Here is an 18,427-nt window from a genome sequence, read left to right as displayed (position 1 = left end):
GCGATCGCTTATTCGTCGCCGGTCAGCCGCACGATCAGCACGTCGCTGGGCAGGGCTTCCAGCAGCCGTTCGGCGACGCTGCCGATGGCGGTGCGCAAGAGGCCGGTGCGGCCGTGGGTGCCCGTCACCACCAGGTCGGACCGGTGGTTGAACGAGTATTCCGACAGCACGGTTTCCGGCTGGCCGCATTCCAGCACCACCTTGGGCGCCGCCACGTCCGCCAGTTCCGCCGTTTCGGCGATGAACTCGCGCGCGCTTTGCTCGGCCGCCTTGTAGAAGCTGCGCGTCACGGCGTCATCCGGCACATTCTTGCCCTGGAAGGGCACGTCGTAGGCGTGGAACAGCGTCAGGCTGGCGTCGGGCACCAGGTGCAGCGCGGCGCGCAGCGCCTGGCGCGAGCCCGGCGAAAAGTCGGTGGCGACCAGCACGTCGTGGTAGGGCTTGCGCGGGCGCGTCTTGACCACCAGCACCGGCTGGCGGGCCTGGCGCGCCAGCTTTTCCACCGTGGTGCCCAACAACAGCCGGCCCAGCGTTTCGTCGCGGGCAATGCCGGTGACGATCAGCGAGCAGCCGAAGCTGTCGGCGGTTTCCATGATGCGCACCAGTGGGTCGCCGGTGGCCACCACGACCTCGGTGGGAATCCCGGCGTCGGCCAGGTCTTCGGCCAGCTCGCGCTCGGCCAGGGCCTTGTGGTCGGTCGACAGCCGGCGCCAGACCGGCGTGGTCAAGCGCGCCGGCACGGAATGGGTTTCCATGACGTGCAGCACGACCAGCTTGGTATTGCGTTCCTTGGCCAGTTGCAGCGCCCGGTCCAGCGCGCGGTCGCCCCGCGCGCTCAGGTCCGTGGCCAGAAGGATGGGGCCTGGTTGTTCAGACATACGTTTCTCCCGAGGTAGGACCGGGCCGGTGGCTCCCGCCAGCCTCCGTCCGGCCGATGGCGCCCTTGGCGGGCATACCCCATTGTCCGGCCGCGGCGCGAACAGGGGCTTGACCGATATCAACGGGCTTTCAGCGTAAGGGATGGCGGGGGCCGGCGGCAACGCCATTGCGAGGTGTCAATACAATGGGGGCCTGCCGCCCGCCGTGGGGTCCGACCCCGGTGGCGCCTTTTTCACGCTTGCCCGATCCATGTTCCCCGATCTTTCTCCCACCCTGCTGCACACGCTTTACCTGGTCGCCATCGTGGCCGAAGCCATGACCGCGGCGCTCTCGGCCGGCCGGCGCGACATGGACTGGATGGGCGTGTGCATCATCGCCTGCGTCACCGCGCTGGGCGGCGGCTCGCTGCGCGATGTGCTGCTGGGCCATTACCCGCTGACCTGGGTGGTGCATCCGGAATACCTGTGGATGACGGCGGGCGCGGCGCTGCTCACGGCCCTGATCGCACCGATCATGCGACGGTTGCGCAGCCTGTTCCTGCTGGCCGATGCCCTGGGCCTGGTGGCGTTCACCGTCATCGGCTGCCAGGTGGCGCAACTGATGCAGCTGCCGATCACGGTGGTGCTGATCAGCGGCATGATCACCGGCTGCGCCGGCGGGGTGCTGCGCGACGTGCTCTGCAACGAGGTGCCGCTGCTGTTTCGCAAAGAGCTCTATGCCAGCGTGTCGGTGGTGACCGGGGCGCTGTACCTGGGCAGCCAGGCCCTGGGGCTGTCCGCCAACGCCGCCGTGCCCATCGCCCTGGCCGCCGGCCTGGCCTTGCGCCTGCTGGCCCTGCGCTTCAACTGGCAAATGCCCAAGTTCGTCTACCGCGACGACTGGGATTGATGCGGTCAGGCGACGTCTGCTGGCCTGATGCCTGACTCGCCAACTGCCACAGTTCACCTGCCACGCCCGTGGCCATCAGCGGGCTCACACACGAACTGCTGCAACAATTTTCTTATTTGTGTTTCAATAGATTTCTAGTATCTTCTCGGTGTCGCAATACTTGCATCACGCAGTACAAGGGGAGCCGATTGGACGTCAAAGCGCCCGCCACGATTCCGTATTTCCTACAGGAACAGATTCGTGAGTTGATAGTGGATGGCACTATCAGGCCCGGGCAGCCGTTGCGGGAACAGGAACTGGAGCAGCGTTTCGGCACCAGCCGCAGTCCCATCCGGGAAGCGCTGCGGTTGCTGGAATTGAGCGGCCTGGTGACGCATGTCCAACGCAAAGGTTTCAGGGCCACCCTGTATTCGGAAACCCAGATCCGCCACCTGTACAAGCTGCGCGCGGAGCTGGAGGCCTACTGTATCCGCCAGGTCGCCGAGATGGACGACGTGTCGCCGCTGGTGGCTGAACTGCGCACCTACGACGATGCCATCGCCGCGGCCATGGCCAAGCGCGACGTGCGCGCCTACATCGCGGCGCTGCGCGAGTTCTACCTGGCCGGCGCCCGCTTCACGGGCAACGCGCCGCTGGTGGGCGTGCTGACCAAGCTGTACGAGCAGGTCGAGCCGCTGCGCTATCTGCTGGCCAAAGAGACGATGGACTCGAACAACCTGCAGACCTACACCCAGGGCATCACGCAGGCCATGGCCAGCCGCGATTTCGATCGCGCGGCCGAACTGACGCGCAGCTACGTGCTGGATGTGCTGCCGGGCATTTTGCGGGCCTACCACGAGGCCTCGCTGCAGGACGCCGAAGAGCCGGCGCCGCGTTTCGGCCGCGGCTAGCGCGCGGCCTTTTTCACGTCGATACCCGTCAGCGCGCCTGCGGCGTGCGCACCGCGATGCCTGCCTGTTGCAGCGCGTCGCGGATGGCGCGCGCGAACACCAGCGCGTTGGGCTGGTCGCCATGGATACAGAGCGTGTCGGCCTGCACCGGCACGTCCTTGCCGTCGACCGAGCGCACCAGGCCTTCGCGGGCCATGCGCAGCACCTGCGCAACCGCCTGGTCCACGTCTTCGATCATGGCGCCCGCGCGGGTGCGCGGGGTGAGCGAGCCGTCGTCCTGGTAGGACCGGTCGGCAAAGACTTCGCTGGCCGCGGCCAGGCCGATGTCGCGGGCGGCATCGATCAGCTTGCTGCCCGCCAGGCCATACAGCACCAGCGAGGCATCCACGTCTTTCACGGCCTGGCAGATGGCGCGCGCCAGGCCGGCGTCTTTCGCGGCCATGTTGTACAGCGCGCCATGCGCCTTGACGTGATGCAGCCGCGCGCCCTGCGAAGCGGCCACGCCGGCCAGCGCGCCGATCTGGTAGACGACGATGTCGTAGGCTTCTTCGGGTGTGGTGGGAATGGCGCGGCGGCCGAAACCGGCCAGGTCCTGCAGGCTGGGGTGCGCGCCCAGCGCCACGCCCTGGGCCAGCGCGGCGGCCACGGTCTTGCGCAGGGTGGCGGGGTCGCCGCCATGGAAGCCGCAGGCGATGTTGGCCGAGCTGACGAACGCCAGCACCGCGGCATCGTTGCCCATGGTCCAGGCGCCGTAGCTTTCGCCCATGTCGCAGTTCAGGTCGATGCTTTGGCTCATGTCAGTGTCCTTGTGTCAGCAATGCGCGCAGCGGCGCCAGCGTGTCCAGCAATTGGGTAAAGGCGCGTTCGCGTTCGCCGTCCAGGCGCTGGGCCTCGTCCAGTTCGATACGCGCAAAGCGCAGCGTGCGTCCCGGCGCGTATTGGGCCAGCAGCGGCAGGTCGACGGTGGCGATCTGCGCGATCTTGGGGTAGCCGCCGGTGGTCTGGCGGTCGGCCATGAGGATGATGGCTTCGCCGCCGGACGGCACCTGCACGGTACCGAAGCAGGCGGCTTCCGACAGCATCTGGCGCGGCTGGCTCATGGACAGCGCAGGCCCCAGCAACCGGTACCCCATGCGGTCCGATTGCGGACTGATGCGAAATTCCGAGCCGCCGAAGGCATGGCGGGTGGCTTCCGAGAATTCTTCCCATTGCAGGCCGGGCAGGAAGCGGATGGCGTCGCGTTGCTTGTGGCCCAGCGCGCCGGGCAGGTAGATGCGGATGTCCCACAGCGCTTTCTGCAGGGCGTCCAGATCGGAATGGCCCAGCGCCTGGCGCAGGCCGACCTGGTCGCCCTTGGCCAGCGCGCGGCCTTCGAAGCCGCCGAAGCCGCTGCGCAGGTAGGTGGTTTCGCTGCCCATCACGGACGGCAGCGCAAAACCGCCATGCACCGCCAGGTAGCCGCGCACGCCGTTGGCGGGCCGGGCGCCGAACGCCAGCGTATCGCCGGCGCGTGCCACCAGCGGGCGGTGCAAGGGGATGTCCTGGCCGTTGAGCGTGGCGCCCAGGTCGGCGCCCGCCAGCGCGAAGCAGGCTGACGCATCAAAGCGCAGCGTGGGGCCGGTCAGGGTCATTTCGAGCGTGGCCGGGTCGCCGGTGTTGCCGGCCAGTGCATTGGCCAGGCGGTGGGCGCGTTCATCCATGGCGCCGGCAGCGGGAATGCCCTGGTGCTGGTAGCCGTCGCGGCCGCGGTTCTGGAAACTGGACAGCATGCCCGGCTTGATGACGGTGATGCTCACGGCCGGGCCTCGCGCAGACGGTCGAATTCTTCGGGGGTGATGGGCACGAAGCGGACCGAGTCGCCGGGTTGCAGCAGCGCAGCCGGTTCGCGCGCGGGGTCGAACATGGTCAGCGGCGTGGTGCCGATGATGTGCCAGCCGCCGGGCAGGCGGTTGGGGTAGATGACGGTCTGGCGGTTGGCGATGGCCACGGCGCCAGGGGGTACGGCGGTGCGTGGCGAGGCGCGCCGCGGCAGGTTCAGTTTTTCGTCGTGGACGCCCAGGTAGGCATGGCCGGGCGCAAAGCCCAGCATGAACACCATGCTGCGCGGCCCGCTGTGCAGCGCGATGACCTCGTCGGGCGTCAGGCCAGCGGCGGTGGCCACCTCGAGCAGGTCGGGGCCATGTTCGCCGCCGTAGCAGACAGGCACGTCGACGTCGCGGCCGGCGGCGGCGTCGGCGGCAATGCCTTCGGCCAACAGGGTTTCAATGCGGTCGGCCAGGCTGGCGTAGGTGGGGCCGTTGCCCAGGCCGTCGGGGCGGTAGTGGACTGCCACCGCCACGAACGAGGGCACGACGTCGGTCACGCCCGGCAGGCCGGCATCGCGCAGCTTGCGCGCCGCGGCCAGACAGGTGCGTCCGACAGCGGCGTCGATCTGATCGCCGAACGAGACGATCAGGCAGCGGTCTCCCTGGGGCTGGATGCGCCAGGGGGTTTCGGCCGAAGAAGGTGGGTCTGATATTGCGTTCAACGGCACGAAACCTGTAGAGACGGATTACTTGGCGAACAACGAATCCATGTTCTTGAACGCCTTGAATTCCAGCGCGTTGCCCGACGGATCCAGGAAGAACATGGTGGCCTGTTCGCCGACTTCGCCCTTGAAGCGGATGTAGGGCTCGATGACGAACTCGGTGCCGGCATCGGTCAGGCGCTTGGCCATGGCTTCCCATTGTTCCATGGAAAGCACGGCGCCGAAATGGCGCACGGGCACATTATGCGAATCGACGGCGCTGGTGGCCTTGTGGCCGCACTCGCTGGGGGCCAGGTGGGCGACGATCTGGTGGCCGTAGAAGTTGAAGTCGATCCATTCGGGCGAGCTGCGGCCCTCGGGACAGCCCAGCTTTTCGCCGTAGAAGGCGCGGGCTTCGGCCAGGTCGCGGACCGGGAAGGCCAGGTGGAACGGCGGCAAGTTGGTTTGAGCGGTCATGAAAAGCTCCGGATAAGGCGGAAAAGGTAAATCAGATTGCGGACCGTCACCATCGGGTCGTGTCCTGATTGCTAGTTTATGAATTGTTTTTTTGATTGAAAAACGATATTTTTTGTGTCTTAGCATCGAAAATATTGATTGTGATCAAAGAATTCAAGACCTTCATCGCCGTGGCGCGGGACGGCACCTTCACGGGGGCGGGCGCCCAGCTCGGCCTGACCCAGTCGGCCGTCAGTGCGCAGATCAAGCGCCTGGAGGAATACCTGGGCGTGGCGCTGTTCGACCGCGGCGCCCGCGCGGCGACGCTGAACGCGCACGGGCGCGAGATGCTGCCGCAGGCCGAGGAACTGGTGGCCATGGCCGAGCGCATGGCCACGGCGGGCGCGGGCCACGTCAGCGGGTCGCTGCGCATCGGCGCCATTGCGTCGGTGCAGCAGGACCTGCTGGTGCGGGCGCTGGGGGAGTTCCGCGCGGGCTATCCGGACGTGCGGGTGCGCATCGTGCCGGGGGTGTCGCTGTCGCTTTTGGGGCAGGTGGACGCGGGCGAGGTCGACATGGCGCTGCTGATCCGGCCGCCATTCGCGTTGCCGCCGGAGTTGGGCTGGCAGCCGCTGCTGCGCGAAGAAGTGGTGCTGGCCATGCCGGAATCGATGCCGCTGGCGCCGTGGCGCGAGCTGCTGGCAACGCAACCGTTCATTCGCTACGACCGGGCGTCGTTCGGCGGGCGGGTGGTGGATCTGTTCCTGAAGAAGCAGCGCATCACGGTGCACGAGGCGGTGGAGCTCGATGAAATCGAAGCGATCGCCAATATGGTGCGGCATGGGCTGGGGGTGGGGTTGTTGCCGCGGCTGCGGGGCTTGAACCTGGACGGGTTGCGGCTGTTGTCGCTGGGCGAGGCGGCGTTCTACCGGGAAATCGGCATCATCGGGCGCTTGCCGTTCGATGCCGGCAGCGTCGGGGGCAAAATGGCGGAATGCCTGGGGCGGGCCGCGGCCGCGCCTTGAATGAGGAGAAGTGGATGGAATTGACGGCGTTGGAGAAGCAACTGGGTTTCCTGCGGGAAATTGACCGGCTGAAATCGGTGGTGCGGCAGTCGCCGCTGCTGGACGCGAGCCGCAAGGAAAATTCGGCGGAACATTCGTGGCATCTGGCGATGTATGCGCTGGTGCTGAGCGAGTACGCCTGTGGCCCGGTGGATACGGGGCGGGTGATGCGGATGCTGTTGCTGCACGATGTGGTGGAGATCGATGTGGGTGATTTTCCGATCCACGGCGGCTCGTCGGCGCAGGTGCAGGCGGAGCAGGAGGACGCGGCGGCGGTGCGGTTGTTCGGGTTGTTGCCGGGGGCGCAGGGGGATGAGTTCCTGGCGTTGTGGCGGGAGTTCGAGCAGGCCGAGTCGGAAGATGCGAAGTTCGCGAAGGCGTTGGATCGGTTTCAACCGCTGCTGATCAATGTGTTTACCGGTGGGGGCACGTGGACGGAGAACGGAGTGTCTTATGAACAAGTGCTGGCGCGTTATGGGCCGGTGATTGAACGTGGCGCGCCCGCGTTGTGGGCCGTGTGTGAGAAATGGGTGGCGGCGCATTTTGTTGGGCAGGCGGGGGGTGATCGTCCGTAGTGCGCGCGGCTGTTGGGTGGCCGTGGCTTCGTAGGTCGCCTGGGGCGGGCGGCGCACAGGGGACGCGCGCCAACGATTGCGGTCCGGAGCCTTCGCTCCGGACTACCCTCTCGTCATCTTCGTTGTCGCCTTCGGCGCCTGCCTTCAGATTCCCTCGGGCGCATCGACGGCGCGCGTCCCCTGTGCGCCGCCCACCCCAGGCTACGGCGTGCGAGGTTTGGGGCGCTGTTGCGTTCGAGGCTGGCCAAGAGTGTGCGGGGTCGCCGATTTCCAGGCCGCGCGGGCGGCCGGAATCGGCATTGGCGCCTGTGGGGCGTCGTGGCGGTGCTGGGTTGCTGGCGGGGGGGGGAGGCGTGGCAGGGAGGAGGGCGGAATTGAAAAAAAAGAGGGGACCGTTTTTTGGTCCCCTCTTTTTTCTTGCCTTGCCGGTTGCGCGCTTTACAGCCGGTCGCAGCGGACCGTGATGGGGTGGTCGCGCAGCGTGGTCATGACGAGGTCGTCGACGTGGCCTTCGACGTCGGTGATGACGTAGCCGATCTGGCCCTTGGTCTGCAGGGTCTGGCTGACGATGTTCAGGCCGTGTTGGGCCATCAGGTTGTCGAGCGTGCCCAGGGCGCCGGGGGCGTTGCGGTGCACGTGCAGGATGCGGGTGGCGCCGGCCTGTTCCAGGAAGGGCAGTTCGGGGAAGTTGACGGCGCCCTTGGTGGTGCCGGCCTGCAGGAAGCGCACGAGCTTTTCGGCGACTTCGCGGCCGATGTTCTCTTGGGATTCCTGTGTGCTGCCGCCGATGTGCGGGGTGAGGATGACGTTGGGCAGGCCGATCAGGGGGCTGGCCAGCGGCTCGTCGGCGCTCTTGGGTTCGGTGGGGAAGACGTCGAGCGCGGCGCCGGCCAGGTGGCCGGATTTCAGGGCGGCGTGCAGGGCGTTGATGTCGACGACGGTGCCGCGCGAGGCGTTGATGAGGATGGCGCCGCGGCGCATGCGGGCCAGGGCGTCGGCGTCGATGATGTTTTCGGTGGATTTGCCGCCGGGCACGTGCAGGGTGACGACGTCGGCTTGTTCGAGCAGGTCGTTGAGCGAACCGGCCGGACGGGCGTTGCCCAGGGGCAGTTTGGCTTCGACGTCGTGGTAGATGACGCGCATGCCCAGGCTTTCGGCCAGGGTGCTGATCTGCGAGCCGATGTTGCCGTAGCCGACGATGCCCAGGGTCTTGCCGCGGGTCTCGAAAGCGCCGGAGGCGCTCTTGTCCCAGTGGCCCAGGTGCACGCGGGCGTTCTTTTCGGGAATGCGGCGCAGCAGCAGGATGGCTTCGCCCAGCACGAGCTCGGCGACCGAGCGGGTGTTGGAGAAGGGGGCGTTGAACACCGGGATGCCGCGTTGCATGGCGGTGTCGAGGTCGACCTGGTTGGTGCCGATGCAGAAGCAGCCGACGACGCGCAGGTCGGGGTTGCCGGACAGCAGGGCGGCGTCCAGGTGGGTGCGAGAACGAATGCCGGCGACGTGGGCGCCGCGCAGGGCGTCGTGCATCTGCGCGGGCGGCAGGGCCGCGGCGTGCGAGACGATGTCGGTGTAGCCGGCGGTTTCGAAGACGGCGCGGGCGCTCGGATGGATGTTCTCGAACAGGACGATTTTTGCCATGACTGCCAGGGGTCGGGTGGGGAAATGCGTTTTATTTATTGTGGCGCATTTTTGCTGCAGTGCAAGGAGTAGCCATTGGCGCGGTGTGGATGAATTGTTTCAAGGGGCGCGCCGGGGCGGCGTTCATCCCGCCGGTCCGGGAGGGAACCGGCGGGCGTGTTGCCATCAACGATACGCCTGGAAGACCTTGGCGCCACCGCGTTTGTCCACCAGCAGGACGTCGTGCGGGGTCTTGCGGCCGCCGTATTCGGGGCCGTCCATGCCGGGCGAGCCCAGGGGCATGCCGGGGGCGGCCAGGCCGGCGGCGTCGGGTTTTTCGAGCAGCAGGCGGCGCACGTCGCTGGCGGGTACGTGGCCTTCGATGGCGTAGCCGTCGACCACGGCGGTGTGGCAGGAGCCGTAGTCGGCCATGCCGGTGTTGCGGCGCACGGGGCCGGTGTCCTGGACGTCGTGGGTGGTGACGTCAAAGCCGTTGTCGCGCATGTGCTTGACCCAGTCTTCGCAGCAGCCGCAGGTGGGGGTCTTCCAGACCTGGACCTTGGGGGCGGTCTGCGCCAGGGCGAAGGCCGGGGCGTACAGCGGCAGGGACAGGGCGGCGGCCAGGATCAGGCGGCGGGTGGGGGCGAGCGTTTTTTTCATGGGGCTCCGTTGACGGGCAAGGGGGTCAGAACCAGAAGCGCACGCCGGCCAGCACGGCGGCCTGCGAGCGGCTTTGGCCGGCGTCGGATGCATAGTCCGCGGTGCGGCCGAATTTACGTTCAAAGGATACGCCAACGTAGGGGGCGAATTCGCGCGTGACTTCGTAGCGCAGGCGCAATGACAGCGAACCCTTGGACAGGCCCGAGCCGATGCCGCGTTCGGGGTCGTTGCGGCCGTAGGCGCTGGCTTCGAGTTCGGGCGTGAAGATCAGGCGCTGGGTCAGCAGCAGGTCGTATTCGGCCTTCATGGCCAGCGCGGTGCGGCCGGATGGGCCGGCGTAGGCGGTGGTTTCCAGTTCGATGTTGTAGGGCAGCACGCCTTCGATGCCGACGGCGGCCCAGTTGCGCTTGGGGCCGGTGCCGACGTCGCGCCGGGCGCCCAGCTGCAGGTCCCAGAAGGGCGAGATGGCGTGGCTCCAGAAGGCTTCGACCTTGGCGTCGGAACCGCCGCCGCTTTCGCGTTCGCCTTCGCTCTTGATGACCAGGCGATTAGTGGCGGTGCCGTACCAGAAGCGGCCGTCCCACTCCAATGCGTTCTGGCCGTCGCGATTGCGCGACCCGCCGAATTTGTCGAACAGCAGATGCCAGGTGGCCGCGTTGTCCATCATGTGCGGATGGATGCCGTAGCTGTCGTAGCCGCGCGGGGCCGCGCCGTCGCTGGACGGCAGGCTGCCGACGGGGGGCGAGTTGTTGGGGGCGGCCGGGTTCATGCCGGGCATCGATGCATGATTCATCGGTGCCGGCGCGGCCGGGGCCTTGTCGGCAGGGCCGTGATTCATCCCCGGCATCGAGGCATGATCCATTCCGGCATGATCCGGCATGGATTGGGCGCGGGCCGGGTGGGCCGCCAGGCCCGCGAGCAGGGCAGCGGTCAGCGCGGCGCGGCGGATGAAGGGAAGGCGGTCGGGCATGGTCGGATGTCTCATCGCCTACTCCACCACCACGGCCCTGAACATGCCGGCTTCCATGTGGTACAGCAGGTGGCAGTGGTAGGCCCAGTGGCCGCGGGCATCGGCGCTGACGCGGTAGGACAGGCGCTGCGCGGGGTTGAGCGACAGGGTGTGCTTGCGCACCTGGAAGGCGCCGTCGGGCGATTCCAGGTCGCTCCACAGGCCGTGCAGGTGGATCGGGTGGGTCATCATGGTGTCGTTGACCAGCACGAAGCGCACGCGCTCGCCGTAGCGCAGCAAGATGGGTTTCGCGTCCGAGAATTTCACGCCGTTGAACGACCACATATAGCGTTCCATGTTGCCGGTCAGGTGCAGTTCGATTTCGCGGGTGGGCGGGCGGTTGTCGGTGGGTTCGCGCACCGAGCGCAGGTCGGCATAGGTCAGCACCCGGCGGCCGTTGTCGCGCAGGCCGATGCCGGGGTCGTCCAGGCGGGTGGACACCACGTCGGGCAGCATGGAATTGCCGGGGCCGCGTTCGGCGGGGTAGGGGTGCCTGACCTCGACCATGCCGCCCTGATCGGCGCCGGCCCCGTGGCGGCTGCCATGGTCCATGCCGGGCATGGCGCCGTGGTTCATGCCGGCCATGGCACCGGTGGCCGCGGGGGTTGCGCCATGGCCCATCGCGGTGTGATCCATGCCGGCCATGTCCTGCCCGGCCGGCATGTCGTGCTTCATGCCCATGTCCATCATGCCCAGCAACTGCACCCGGTCCACTTCCGGTACGGCGGCCTGCATGCCGGGGCGTGGCGCGAGGGTGGCGCGGGCATAGCCGGACCGGTCCATGGCTTGCGAGAAGATCGTGTAGGCGCGGTCGTCGGCGGGCTCGACGATCACGTCGTAGGTCTCGGCCACCGCGATGCGCAGTTCCTCGACTTCCACCGGCCGCACGTCCTGGCCGTCGGCGGCCACCACCGTCATCTTCAGCCCGGGAATGCGGACGTCGAAGTAGGTCATGGCCGAGCCGTTGATCAGGCGCAGCCGCACCCGCTCGCCGGGCGTGAACAGGCCGGTCCAGTTGCCGGCCGGCGTGGCGCCATTGGTCAGGTAGGTATAGGTGGCGCCCGAGACGTCGGCCAGGTCCGACGGGTTCATGCGCATCTGTTCCCACATCAGCCGTTCGGACAACGCGGCGCGCCAGCCCTTGTCCTCTGCTTCGCGCGCCAGGCTTTCGACGCTGGGCTGGTTGCGGTTGTAGTAGTCGGGCATGGCGCGCAGCTTGTCGAAGACGCGCATGGGGTCTTCGTCGGTCCAGTCGGACAGCAGCACGGTGTAGTCGCGGTCCGAGGCGATCGGATCGCGCCGCCTGGGGTCGATGACGATGGCGCCGTACAGGCCGGTCTGTTCCTGGAAGCCTGAATGGCTGTGATACCAGTAGGTGCCGCTTTGGCGCACGTCGAAGCGGTAGGTGAAGGTCTGGCCCGGATCGATGCCGGCAAAGCTCAGGCCCGGCACGCCGTCCATGTCGGTCGGCAACAGGATGCCGTGCCAGTGGATCGACGTTTGCTCGCGCAGGCGGTTGGTGACGTGCAGGGTCACCGTGTCGCCTTCGCGCCAGCGCAAGAGCGGCGCGGGCACCTGGCCGTTGACGGTGGTGGCGATGCGGGCGGCGCCGGTGTAGTTCACCGGCGTTTCGCCGATTTCCAGGTGGAATTCGGTGCCGCGCAGTTCGGCGGGGCCGGCGGGCGTGGCTGGCGTGGCGGCCTGGGCGGCGCGCCAGCCGCCCAGGGCTGCCAGCGCGCCGCCGGCGGCCAGGCCCTGCACGAAGCGGCGGCGGGTGGAAAGCAGACGGGAGCTCATGGCGGATCCGGGCGGGCGCTACTGCACCGACACCGCGCCCTTCATGCCGGCGGCGTAGTGGCCGGGTTCCAGGCAGCCGAAGGACACGCTGCCGGCGCGGTCGAATTTCCAGACGATCTGGCCGCTCTTGCCCGCATCCAGCGACACGGCGTTGGCCTCTTCGTGGCGCATGCCGGGGTCCTGCATCATCATGGCGTAGTGGGCCTGCAGGTCGGCCTCGCTGCCCAGCACCATTTCGTGGCGGATCTTGCCCGAGTTGCGCACATTGAAGCGCACGGTTTCGCCGGCCTTCACCTGCACCTGGGCGGGGGTGAAGCGCATGGCGTCGGTCATGTCGATGTCGATGGTGCGCGTGACGCGGGCGGCGTCGCCGGGTACGCCGATGGGCGCGGACGCCATCGGCATGGCGTGGCCGGCGTGCTCGCCATGGGCGCCCGCCGCGAATGCGGAGCCGGCTCCCAGCAGGGCGGCCAGGGCCGCGGCCAGGGTGATGCGGTGCAAAGTGCCTTTCATGCTGTTCCCTTCAAGGGGGTTGACCATGCAGGCACTTTAGGAAAACCGGGGTGACCCGGTTCTGTCGCGCAGATTACTTCTTTGTAATGTTGGGTCCGGTGGGGGCCGGCCCGCGCAGGGTGATGCCGACCACCGTGCCGCCGGGGCCGGAGGCCGCATCGACCTCGCCGCCATGCATGCGGGCGATGGCGCGCACGATGGCCAGGCCCAGGCCGTGGCCCTCGCTGCGGGGCGCGCGGGCCTGGCCCGAGCGGAAGAAGCGGTCGAAGATGCGGGGCAGGTCGGCCGCGGGGATGGGGTCGCCCGGGTTGTGCACTTCGACCCGCGCGCCTTGCGGCTGCGGTTGGCAGGCCAGCACGATTTCGCCGCCGCGGGGCGTGGCCTTGATGGCGTTCGAGATCAGGTTGGCCAGCGCGCGGCGCACCAGGCCGGCGTTGGCGGCCACGATGGCGTCGCCCTCGCAGCGCAGCGCCACGCCGCGCTCTTCCAGCGCGGCCTCGTAGAAATCGGCCACCCGCCGCGCTTCGGCGGCCAGTGACACCGGCACCGGGTCGGCCGCCTGTTCGCCGCGGTCGGCGCGGGCCAGGAACAGCATGTCGTTGACCAGCGTCTTCAGGTCTTCCAGCGTTTCCAGGTTGGATTCCAGCGTCTCGCGCAATTCGTCGGCATCGCGGCCGCTGGACAGCGTGACCTGGGTGCCGTTGATCAGCGTGGCCAGCGGCGTGCGCAGTTCGTGGGCGACGTCGGCATTGAAGCCTTCCATCTGCTGGTAGGCGGCCTGCAGCCGTTCCAGCGTGCGGTTGAAGGACAGCACCAGTTCGTGCAGTTCGCGGTCGGTGTCGCGCAGCGGCAGGCGCACCGCCAGGTTGTCGGGCTGGATGCGCGCGGCCTGTTCCGACAGGCGGCGCGTGGGCGCCATGCTGCGGCGCACCGCCCAGGCGGCCAGCACCACGGTGGCGCCCACCCACAGCGCGCAGATCAGCGCCAGCGCAGTGCCGTAGGCGTACAGGAACTGCGAGCTGGTGCGGGTGCTGACCGCCACGGTCAGGTGCGCGCCGGGCAGGATGCGGTCGTCGACGGCCACGCGCAGGCCGCGCATGCGGCTGCCATCGGCCAGTTGCAGCAGCACCTGCTGGTCGGGCAGGGTGTCCAGCGTTTCGGGGGCGTCGCCGCCATAGACGGGGCGGCCCTGGGCGTCGACGATCCAGATGCCCAGCTGGCTCTGGCCGGTACGCATGTCGTCAAACGTCGCGGCCAGGTCGTGCAGGCCGCGCGCGCTGTTCTGCATGTCGATCAGGTGGTTGATCAATTCCAGCTTGCCGCTGACTTCGGTGATTTCCTGGCGTTCGACCTCGCGCTTGAGCGCCCAGAACAGCGTGGCGCCGGCCAGGCTGGACACCAGCAGGGCGATGGCGCCCAGCAGCAGGGTCAGGCGCGCCTGCATCGAGCGCATGCGCGGCGGTTTCATGGGCGCGCGGACGCCGGGCGCGATTCGAGCACGTAGCCCATGCCGCGCACCGTGTGCAGCAGCTTGGCCTCGAACGGATCGTCCAGCTTGCTGCGCAGGCGCCGCACGGCCACGTCGATGACGTTGGTGTCGCTGTCGAAATTCATGTCCCACACCTGTTCGGCCAGGGTGGTGCGCGACAGCACCTGGCCCTGGCGCCGCAGCAGCAGGGCCAGCAGGTTGAATTCCTTGGCGGTCAGGTCCAGCCGCTGGCCGCCGCGCGTGGCCTTGCGCCGCGCCAGGTCCAGTTCCAGGTCGGCCAGGCGGAACACGGTGGGTTCCTGCGAGCGGCCGCGGCGCAGCAGCGCCTGCACGCGCGCCAGCAGCTCGGAAAACGCGAAGGGCTTGACCAGGTAGTCGTCGGCGCCGCCTTCCAGCCCGCGCACGCGGTCTTCGACGGCATCGCGCGCCGTCAGCATCAGGATGGGGGTGTCTTTGCGGGCCCGTACCGACGCGAGGATGCCGAAGCCATCCACGCCCGGCAGCATCACGTCCAGCACGATCAGGTCGTGGCTGCCTTCCAGCGCCAGGTGCAGGCCGTTGACGCCGTCGCGCGCCAGGTCGACCACGTGGCTTTGCTCCGACAGGCCTTTTTTCAGGTAGTCGGCGAGTTTGGGTTCGTCTTCGATGACCAGGATGCGCATGGCCGGAAATTTACCACCCGCGCCGCCGGGGCGGCGCGGATGTCGGGCGCGCGGGGGTCAGGTCGGCAGGGCGACGGCGATGCGGTCGGGCGGAAAGCGCAGCGTGAACAGGCTGCCCTTGCCCGGTTCGCTGCTGATGAGCAGCTCGGCGTCGTGGCGCATGGCGATGTGCTTGGTGATGGCCAGGCCCAGGCCGGTGCCGCCGACGGCGCGCGAGCGGCCGCGGTCGACCCGATAGAAGCGTTCGGTCAGGCGCGGGATGTGGCGGGCGGGAATGCCGATGCCGGTGTCCTGCACGCTGTAGCGGCCGCCGCCGTCGGCCTCGCGTTCCCAGCGCACGGTGATGGTGCCGCCGTCGGGCGTGTAGCGCACGGCGTTGGTCAGCAGGTTCGACAGGGCCGAGGTCAATTCGGTTTCGGCGCCCAGCACGTCCAGCGTGTCGTCGATGTGCCATTCCAGCACATGGCGCCCGCCCGACAGGGCCTCGATCTGCTGGCGCGCCTTCTGCAGCAGCGCGCCCATGTTGACGGCGCGGGGGTCGCTGCCCGGCGACGATTCCAGGGTCGACAGCGTCAGCAGGTCTTCGACGATGGCCTGCATGCGCTGGGCCTGCTCGTGCATCATGTCGATGTACTGCGCGCGCTGTTCGGGCGGCAGGGCGTCGGCCGGCATGTCGCGCAGCGTTTCCAGGAAGCCCGCCAGCACGGTCAGCGGCGTGCGCAGCTCGTGCGAGACGTTGGCCACGAAGTCGCGCCGCGTGGTTTCCAGGCGTTCGATCTGGGTCACGTCGCGGGTGATGAGCAGGCGCTGGTTGCTGGCGTAGGCGGTCAGCTGCATCATCATCAGCCGTTCCTGGCCGTTCTGGCCCAGGCGCACCAGGATCGGGTCGGGCCAGGACGCGCGGTGCGCGTATTCGACGAATTCCGGCGCGCGCAGCAGGTTCAGCAGGTTGTGGCCGCGATCGGCCGGCAGGCGCAGCCCCAGGTGCTGGCGCGCCATTCGGTTGCACCAGTCGATCTGGAAGTCTTCATTGAGCGTCACCGCGCCGTCCGGCAGGGCCTGGGCGGCCGCCAGCATGCCTTGCATGGTGTCGCGGGTTTCGGTCAGCTCGCGGGCGCGGGCCCGGGTGTAGCGGTAGAGCGGGGCGAGAATATCGTCCCAGGGGCCCACCGAGGCGGGAGGAGAGGTGTCCGGGTGATTGGCCCAGTGGGAGACCAGGTGCAGGCGCCAGCTGCGCCAGAGCAGCATGGCGGTCAGCGCGGCGGAAAACACGATCCAGCCCGCCGGGTCTCCAATGAGCCATTGCGCCAATAGTGCCAACGCCGCCCACAGGGCGACCAGGAAGAGGGTACGCAGCCAGATCATCGTGCGGGAGTTTTACCGCGCCGGGACCTGTGCCGTAAACCGGTAACCGCTGCCGCGCACCGTTTCCACATGGGCGTCGTGGCCGCTGGGCTCCAGCGCCTTGCGCAGGCGGCGGATGTGCACGTCCACCGTGCGCTCTTCGACGAAGACGTGGTCGCCCCAGACCTGGTCCAGCAACTGCGAACGGGAAAACACGCGTTCCGGGTGGGTCATGAAGAAATGCAGCAGGCGGAATTCGGTGGGGCCGATCTGCAGCGACTGGCTGTTGCCCGACAGGCGGTGCGTCACCGGGTCGAGCTTGAGGCCGCCGACGTCGATCACGTCGTCGGTCAGCTGCGGCGCGCGGCGGCGCAGCACGGCCTTGATGCGGGCCATCAGCTCTTTGGGCGAGAAGGGCTTGGTGATGTAGTCGTCGGCGCCGGCTTCCAGGCCATCCACCTTGTCCTGTTCGGACCCCTTGGCGGTCAGCATGATGACGGGGACGGCGCGGGTGCGTTCGTCGTTGCGCAGCTTGCGCGCCATGGCCAGGCCCGACGTGCCGGGCAGCATCCAGTCCAGCAGGATCAGGTCGGGCAGTTCGGCGCGGATGAGGGTCTGGGCCTGGTCGGCGTCGAAGGCGCGCAGCACCTTGTGCCCCGCGAAGGACAGGTTGACGGCGATCAGTTCCTGGATTGCGGGTTCGTCTTCGACGACGAGGATAGTGCTGGACATGGCGGATAGGGCACGCTTCTGAGCGCCGGCGCGGCGCGAACATTGCGATAGTATGGCCGCAATATTTCAGGTATGTGACCGCAGGCTGCGCCAGGGGGCCGGCGGGCGGCCTTTGGCAGGCCCCGATAGGCTACCATTGGACGATATATCGGGAATTCACCATGCAAAACCCCTCCGAATCGCAACATTCCGCGGATTCCGCCTCGCAATCGACCCATTTCGGCTTCCAATCGGTGCCGGAAACCGAAAAAGCCCGCAAGGTCGCCGAAGTCTTCCATTCCGTGGCCCAGCGCTACGACATCATGAATGACTTCATGTCGGCCGGCCTGCACCGCGTCTGGAAAGCCTTCACCATCGGCCGCGCCGCCGTGCGCCCGGGCATGAAGGTCCTGGACATCGCCGGCGGCACGGGTGACCTGGCCAAGGCCTTTGCCAAGCGCGCCGGCCCCACCGGCGAGGTCTGGCTGACCGACATCAATGATTCCATGCTGCGCGTGGGCCGCGACCGCCTGGCCGACGCCGGCCAGCTGGTGCCCACGGCCGTCTGCGACGCCGAGCGCCTGCCGTTCCCGTCGGGCTACTTCGACCGCGTCAGCGTGGCCTTCGGCCTGCGCAACATGACCCACAAAGACCGCGCCCTGGCCGAAATGACCCGCGTGCTCAAGCCGGGCGGCAAGCTGCTGGTGCTGGAATTCTCGCGGGTGGCCAAACCCTTGGCGCCCGCCTACGACTGGTATTCCTTCAATGTGCTGCCCTGGCTGGGCAAGAAGGTCGCCAAGGACGAAGCCAGCTACCGTTACCTGGCCGAATCCATCCGCATGCACCCCGACCAGGACACCCTGGCGGACATGCTGCGCACCGCCGGTCTCGAGCGGGTGCAGTACTTCAACCTGACGGCGGGCATCGCCGCCCTGCACGAGGGTGTGCGGCTGGGCTGAGCGCCCCAGGTTCAGACGGCATTTCTTTGCCCCACGGGGAACTTGTGGGGCGGCGTCTTGTCCGTTATTCTTACGTCATTCAGATTACTGTAAGAAAGTCGCGCTGAGGGCTGCACGATATCCGTGCAGCTTCCTGCTGCTCGGGGCAGCAGGGGCGCGAGTACGAGGGAGCAAAAATCCATGACCAAATTCTGTTTCTCGCGGTTTGTCGCCGCGGCGCTCATCGCCATCTCCGGCGCTGCGCTGGTGACGGCGTCGTTTGACGCCGAAGCCCGCCGCGCGGGCGGCGGCTCCAGCGCCGGCCGCCAATCCTCCAACGTGACCCAGCAGCGCCAGGCCACCACGCCGCCGTCGGCCGCCAGCAACACGGCCGGCGCCACCGCCGCCCCGGCAGCCGCCGGTGCGGCC

At 68.1% G+C, this 18,427-nt stretch carries 19 protein-coding genes and 1 pseudogene; 6 read left to right on the top strand and 14 right to left on the bottom strand.

Going from position 1 to position 18,427, the window contains the following annotated elements; all coding sequences use genetic code 11:
* Positions 1 to 8 precede the first annotated feature (8 nt).
* Complete coding sequence (locus HV798_RS15630) at positions 9 to 878, bottom strand: universal stress protein (protein WP_175193598.1); 870 nt, start codon at positions 876 to 878, stop codon at positions 9 to 11.
* A 250-nt stretch (positions 879 to 1,128) separates the two neighbouring features.
* Between HV798_RS15630 and HV798_RS15625 the strand changes: the two genes are divergently transcribed.
* Both HV798_RS15625 and HV798_RS15620 read left to right on the top strand, forming a co-directional pair.
* On the top strand, positions 1,129 to 1,767 hold the full coding sequence (locus HV798_RS15625) for a trimeric intracellular cation channel family protein (RefSeq protein WP_025135551.1): 639 nt from the start codon (positions 1,129 to 1,131) through the stop codon (positions 1,765 to 1,767).
* A gap of 164 nt (positions 1,768 to 1,931) precedes the next feature.
* Complete coding sequence (locus tag HV798_RS15620) at positions 1,932 to 2,657, top strand: GntR family transcriptional regulator (protein ID WP_425486149.1); 726 nt, start codon at positions 1,932 to 1,934, stop codon at positions 2,655 to 2,657.
* Positions 2,658 to 2,685: 28 nt separating this feature from the next.
* On the opposite strand, the gene HV798_RS15615 is transcribed toward HV798_RS15620, so the two are convergent.
* Genes HV798_RS15615 through HV798_RS15600 form a run of 4 tightly spaced genes read right to left on the bottom strand, consistent with a single transcriptional unit; the run spans position 2,686 to position 5,640 of the window.
* Positions 2,686 to 3,453, bottom strand: a complete 768-nt coding sequence (locus HV798_RS15615; protein ID WP_175193597.1) for a LamB/YcsF family protein — start codon at positions 3,451 to 3,453, stop codon at positions 2,686 to 2,688.
* Position 3,454: 1 nt separating this feature from the next.
* Positions 3,455 to 4,453, bottom strand: a complete 999-nt coding sequence (locus HV798_RS15610; RefSeq protein WP_175193596.1) for a 5-oxoprolinase subunit C family protein — start codon at positions 4,451 to 4,453, stop codon at positions 3,455 to 3,457.
* The gene (gene pxpB, locus HV798_RS15605; protein WP_175193595.1) at positions 4,450 to 5,184 is read right to left on the bottom strand and encodes a 5-oxoprolinase subunit PxpB; all 735 of its coding nucleotides are present in this window, start codon (positions 5,182 to 5,184) and stop codon (positions 4,450 to 4,452) included. The genes HV798_RS15610 and pxpB overlap by 4 nt, the downstream gene beginning before the upstream one ends.
* Before the next feature lie 24 nt (positions 5,185 to 5,208).
* Positions 5,209 to 5,640: a VOC family protein gene (locus HV798_RS15600; protein WP_013391240.1), complete on the bottom strand. Its 432-nt coding sequence runs from the start codon at positions 5,638 to 5,640 to the stop codon at positions 5,209 to 5,211.
* 140 nt (positions 5,641 to 5,780) lie between these two features.
* On the opposite strand from HV798_RS15600, the gene HV798_RS15595 reads away from it, so the two are divergent.
* Both HV798_RS15595 and HV798_RS15590 read left to right on the top strand, forming a co-directional pair.
* Positions 5,781 to 6,644, top strand: a complete 864-nt coding sequence (locus HV798_RS15595; RefSeq protein WP_175193689.1) for a LysR family transcriptional regulator — start codon at positions 5,781 to 5,783, stop codon at positions 6,642 to 6,644.
* A gap of 14 nt (positions 6,645 to 6,658) precedes the next feature.
* Positions 6,659 to 7,258, top strand: coding sequence for an HD domain-containing protein (locus HV798_RS15590; protein ID WP_175193594.1), 600 nt, complete (start codon positions 6,659 to 6,661; stop codon positions 7,256 to 7,258).
* A gap of 438 nt (positions 7,259 to 7,696) precedes the next feature.
* Here the strand turns inward: HV798_RS15590 and serA are convergent, their stop codons facing one another.
* The 9 genes from serA to phoB form a co-directional block, all read right to left on the bottom strand.
* A complete protein-coding gene (serA, locus tag HV798_RS15585; protein WP_025135558.1) occupies positions 7,697 to 8,896 on the bottom strand; it encodes a phosphoglycerate dehydrogenase in 1,200 nt (399 codons plus the stop codon).
* 165 nt (positions 8,897 to 9,061) lie between these two features.
* Positions 9,062 to 9,535, bottom strand: coding sequence for a DUF411 domain-containing protein (locus HV798_RS15580; RefSeq protein WP_175193593.1), 474 nt, complete (start codon positions 9,533 to 9,535; stop codon positions 9,062 to 9,064).
* Between the two features lie 25 nt (positions 9,536 to 9,560).
* On the bottom strand, positions 9,561 to 10,505 hold the full coding sequence (locus tag HV798_RS15575) for a copper resistance protein B (RefSeq protein ID WP_175193688.1): 945 nt from the start codon (positions 10,503 to 10,505) through the stop codon (positions 9,561 to 9,563).
* 18 nt (positions 10,506 to 10,523) lie between these two features.
* The gene (locus tag HV798_RS15570) at positions 10,524 to 12,341 is read right to left on the bottom strand and encodes a copper resistance system multicopper oxidase (RefSeq protein ID WP_175193592.1); all 1,818 of its coding nucleotides are present in this window, start codon (positions 12,339 to 12,341) and stop codon (positions 10,524 to 10,526) included.
* A gap of 18 nt (positions 12,342 to 12,359) precedes the next feature.
* Positions 12,360 to 12,854 carry a cupredoxin domain-containing protein gene (locus HV798_RS15565; protein ID WP_175193591.1) on the bottom strand — a complete coding sequence of 165 codons (495 nt, stop codon included), beginning with the start codon at positions 12,852 to 12,854 and terminating at the stop codon, positions 12,360 to 12,362.
* 73 nt (positions 12,855 to 12,927) lie between these two features.
* Positions 12,928 to 14,322 (bottom strand): heavy metal sensor histidine kinase, encoded by a 1,395-nt coding sequence (locus HV798_RS15560; protein ID WP_175193590.1) that lies wholly within the window; start codon positions 14,320 to 14,322, stop codon positions 12,928 to 12,930.
* Positions 14,319 to 15,005, bottom strand: coding sequence for a heavy metal response regulator transcription factor (locus tag HV798_RS15555; protein WP_175193589.1), 687 nt, complete (start codon positions 15,003 to 15,005; stop codon positions 14,319 to 14,321). Before HV798_RS15555 ends, HV798_RS15560 begins: the two co-directional genes overlap by 4 nt.
* Positions 15,006 to 15,062: 57 nt before the next feature.
* Complete coding sequence (gene phoR, locus HV798_RS15550) at positions 15,063 to 16,370, bottom strand: phosphate regulon sensor histidine kinase PhoR (RefSeq protein WP_175193588.1); 1,308 nt, start codon at positions 16,368 to 16,370, stop codon at positions 15,063 to 15,065.
* Between the two features lie 12 nt (positions 16,371 to 16,382).
* Positions 16,383 to 17,081: a phosphate regulon transcriptional regulator PhoB gene (gene phoB, locus HV798_RS15545; protein WP_006386862.1), complete on the bottom strand. Its 699-nt coding sequence runs from the start codon at positions 17,079 to 17,081 to the stop codon at positions 16,383 to 16,385.
* A 161-nt stretch (positions 17,082 to 17,242) separates the two neighbouring features.
* Between phoB and ubiE the strand changes: the two genes are divergently transcribed.
* Entirely contained in the window at positions 17,243 to 18,019 is a 777-nt protein-coding gene (gene ubiE, locus HV798_RS15540; RefSeq protein WP_025135566.1) for a bifunctional demethylmenaquinone methyltransferase/2-methoxy-6-polyprenyl-1,4-benzoquinol methylase UbiE, read from the top strand.
* Between the two features lie 180 nt (positions 18,020 to 18,199).
* Positions 18,200 to 18,427 (top strand): annotated as a pseudogene (locus tag HV798_RS15535) (Tim44 domain-containing protein); the annotation flags it as partial.

This window comes from Achromobacter deleyi, assembly GCF_902859705.1.
Classification (GTDB): Bacteria; Pseudomonadota; Gammaproteobacteria; order Burkholderiales; family Burkholderiaceae_B; genus Achromobacter; species Achromobacter deleyi.
This window is presented reverse-complemented; position numbering and strand designations above follow the sequence as displayed.